Genomic DNA, 2843 nt, shown 5'->3' with positions numbered 1-2843 from the left:
AGAATCAACTAATACAAATATTTCCATTTAAGCCACTTCCTTTCTATTCTTTAATTTGAATTGGAACTCTACATCATTAAATATCAAATTTTCATCTCCACTAGCTAATATGACACCAATAGATTCCTTATAATATTTTTCTTTGTCTATTTCGTAACTGTCTAAGTAGAAATATGGAGTATCTGAAAGTTCTTTCAATTCTTCCTCATTTACCATAACTGTTATATATCCTTTTGCTCTGCCGTCTTTTATGTTAAGGGTAGAGTAGTCTAAGTCTGCATTGTATATTAGTTCTTTGATATCTTCTGGTGTCATTTATCCATCTCCTTATTGACTTTTTCTATTTTTGTGGTATAAAGTAATATTAATAACATTTTTTGTGTTTAAAATCTTTCCGCCCACTTCGGTGGGCTTTTTATTATTCATCAAGCATTTCCATATAAGCCCACATAATGTCGTCGATTTCATCTTTTACCGATTCAAGTTCTGAAAGAAAGCTCATAGCTTTTTCAACGAATTCTACAAGTTCGTTGTCTTTGATTTTTAATGCACTTTCTAGGGTGTCTTCTATACTGTCTGTTCCCTCGTTTTCCCATGTGACAATCATTTCTCTTATAATTTCCAGTCTTTTTTCTTCGCTTATTTCTTTGTTATCCATATTCTCATCTCCTTCTAGTTTTGTTCTTCCTTTTTCGACAATTCGTAAAATCTTCCGAATTTGTCACATAATATCCCCGCTATAACAGATGCATTGTATTTTTTGTATATCTCTTTGTCGTAAAATTCAGTATCAATATATACAGAATTGTTTTCTGTGTACATTTTTAATATAGTTACGTCGGTTTTTTCATTTTTAATATTGTTCGTATCTATAAATATATGTATGCCGTCTTCTCTTTTGGTGAAAAAACCATGTATAGGGTATTCATATTCTAATACTTCAAAAGCCTTGTTCATTAACTCGACACATCTTTCAGGTGTTTCTTGAATTTCTAGTTTAATTTCTAATTTTTTTCTCATCTCTCTATCTCCTTATATTAGTTTAATCTAAATTTTAGTAGGAAATTCTTTATTTGAATTCTCGAATAATCCTTTATTTACTAGGGTTTAAAGCTTTTTCCTACCTAATTATTTTTTTACTACTACTCTGTATATTCTCTCATTTCATCTATATTAATTTCTTTCTCAACTTCTTAAGCTCTCTACCAATCTGCTGTAACATCATTCCTTTTCTCCATTGCTCCTCAGGAGTGAGAGCGTTCATTGTGTTTATTTCGTCAAATCTAGTGTTTAATTGGTTTAGTTGAGTTGTTAGGGTTTCTAGCGTCATGGTAGGCTCCTTTCGGTTAGTTTATTCATAATTTAGTAGTTTTTTTCTGTCAACACAAAGTTGACGAAAGGAGTAAAATTTTTTATCCTCAAAAATATTATACAACAATTAGTTTACTCTGTCAACAATTTTTTGATTTTTTCTATAATTTATTCTATAATTCAGATAAAGAAGGAGAAATAATATGGAAAATAAAATTAATGAATATGTGAAAGAAATAAGAGTAAACGAAGGATACACACTCCAAGAATTAGCAGATAAACTGGACGTATCTAAGAATTTTGTGCATATGATTGAGAAAGAAGAGAGAAATGTAACTGAAAAATTTTTGAAAAAATTAGTTAATGCTCTGCCCAAATATAGGGAAAAGTTATTAAACATTTATTATAAAGATAAAATACCATCAGATTTTTGGGGAAACAATATAAAAAGAATGAGATTACAAGTATATGATTACGACACTTCGTTAGACGGGAGGGTTTGCCTTACTAATTCTAAGGAGGTAGTCTTTGTGTCAGATAAACAATTCCCAGAAAAAAGTATCTTTATTAATGTATCAGGTGAAAAAGCAGAACCATTTTTTTATTCTGGAGATTTATTAGTGTTTTATCCAGAAAAATTTCAAAATTGGGAATCGCTTAATAGATGTTTGGTAGCAGTAAAGATGAAAGGTGAAATAGTAATTAGAAAATTGATTTTTAAAGAAGCAGTTCCATTTTTAGTAGCATTTAATAACGAGGTTTATCCGGATATAGATATAAAAAATGAGAAAATAGAGTATTTAGGTCAATTGTCTGAATTTTTAGAGCGTAGTAACGCACGCGGAATGAAGTTTTAAAAATTTCATAGGGAAAAGGCGAAAGCACTGGGGTGCTTTTTTTTGTAAAAAAATGTTGACATAGTAAACTAATTGTTGTATATTTAAATAAAAGAAATTTTTTTAAGTTTTTCGTCAACTTTAAGTTGACAAGAGGAGGAGAGATGACTTTAAAAAAAATTTATGAACTCATTGATAAAGAGATAGATAAAAAATATAAATTTCAAAAAGATTTTTGCAGAGAAAAAGGAATTGACTATAGAACATATAAGACGACACTTTCACGTGTTTTAGAAAGAGGGAAAGATGTACAATACTCAACAGTCAGAAACACATTAAAGGCAATTGGGTATGATATAAAAATAGTCAAGTTAGACGAATAAAATAATTACAAAATAATAGTAGACAAATAAAAAAAGCCCCAATGGGGCGAGGAATGAACCTAAAGTACAATTCTAGTGATAATCAAAAATAGAATGATTATCATTGCAATTCGCAACATGTCATTCCTCCAATGCTAATATAGTTGGCTCGTGACAGCCACAAAATATTATATCAAATGAAAAATAAAAAAGCCAGATAATAATATCCAGCTTTTCTCACGATTTACTAATTAGCATTGTTTTCACTATTATTATACCAAATCTATGGAAATTGTCAATAGGAAAAGTCAATTACAGGTGACAAAGAAATAAG

At 29.4% G+C, this 2843-nt stretch carries 6 protein-coding genes; 2 read left to right on the top strand and 4 right to left on the bottom strand.

Going from position 1 to position 2843, the window contains the following annotated elements; all coding sequences use genetic code 11:
* Positions 1-27: 27 nt before the first annotated feature.
* The 4 genes from NK213_RS19585 to NK213_RS19570 form a co-directional block, all read right to left on the bottom strand.
* Positions 28-315 (bottom strand): hypothetical protein, encoded by a 288-nt coding sequence (locus NK213_RS19585; protein WP_253352468.1) that lies wholly within the window; start codon positions 313-315, stop codon positions 28-30.
* A gap of 103 nt (positions 316-418) precedes the next feature.
* Positions 419-658 (bottom strand): hypothetical protein, encoded by a 240-nt coding sequence (locus tag NK213_RS19580; RefSeq protein WP_253352466.1) that lies wholly within the window; start codon positions 656-658, stop codon positions 419-421.
* Positions 659-672: 14 nt separating this feature from the next.
* A complete protein-coding gene (locus NK213_RS19575) occupies positions 673-1020 on the bottom strand; it encodes a hypothetical protein (RefSeq protein WP_253352464.1) in 348 nt (115 codons plus the stop codon).
* Positions 1021-1168: 148 nt separating this feature from the next.
* Positions 1169-1330: a hypothetical protein gene (locus NK213_RS19570; protein ID WP_253352462.1), complete on the bottom strand. Its 162-nt coding sequence runs from the start codon at positions 1328-1330 to the stop codon at positions 1169-1171.
* 184 nt (positions 1331-1514) lie between these two features.
* Between NK213_RS19570 and NK213_RS19565 the strand changes: the two genes are divergently transcribed.
* Both NK213_RS19565 and NK213_RS19560 read left to right on the top strand, forming a co-directional pair.
* On the top strand, positions 1515-2168 hold the full coding sequence (locus NK213_RS19565) for an XRE family transcriptional regulator (RefSeq protein ID WP_253352460.1): 654 nt from the start codon (positions 1515-1517) through the stop codon (positions 2166-2168).
* Between the two features lie 143 nt (positions 2169-2311).
* The gene (locus tag NK213_RS19560) at positions 2312-2530 is read left to right on the top strand and encodes a hypothetical protein (protein ID WP_253352458.1); all 219 of its coding nucleotides are present in this window, start codon (positions 2312-2314) and stop codon (positions 2528-2530) included.
* The last annotated feature ends 313 nt before the right edge of the window (positions 2531-2843 follow it).

This window comes from Sebaldella sp. S0638, from assembly GCF_024158605.1.
Lineage (GTDB): Bacteria > Fusobacteriota > Fusobacteriia > Fusobacteriales > Leptotrichiaceae > Sebaldella.
This window is presented reverse-complemented; position numbering and strand designations above follow the sequence as displayed.

Bases quoted from the DNA above. Each gene is read 5' to 3' on its own strand.
- NK213_RS19570 (WP_253352462.1), bottom strand. From the start codon at position 1,330: ATGACGCTAGAAACCCTAACAACTCAACTAAACCAATTAAACACTAGA.
- NK213_RS19575 (WP_253352464.1), bottom strand. From the start codon at position 1,020: ATGAGAAAAAAATTAGAAATTAAACTAGAAATTCAAGAAACACCTGAA.
- NK213_RS19560 (WP_253352458.1), top strand. From the start codon at position 2,312: ATGACTTTAAAAAAAATTTATGAACTCATTGATAAAGAGATAGATAAA.
- NK213_RS19585 (WP_253352468.1), bottom strand. From the start codon at position 315: ATGACACCAGAAGATATCAAAGAACTAATATACAATGCAGACTTAGAC.
- NK213_RS19580 (WP_253352466.1), bottom strand. From the start codon at position 658: ATGGATAACAAAGAAATAAGCGAAGAAAAAAGACTGGAAATTATAAGA.
- NK213_RS19565 (WP_253352460.1), top strand. From the start codon at position 1,515: ATGGAAAATAAAATTAATGAATATGTGAAAGAAATAAGAGTAAACGAA.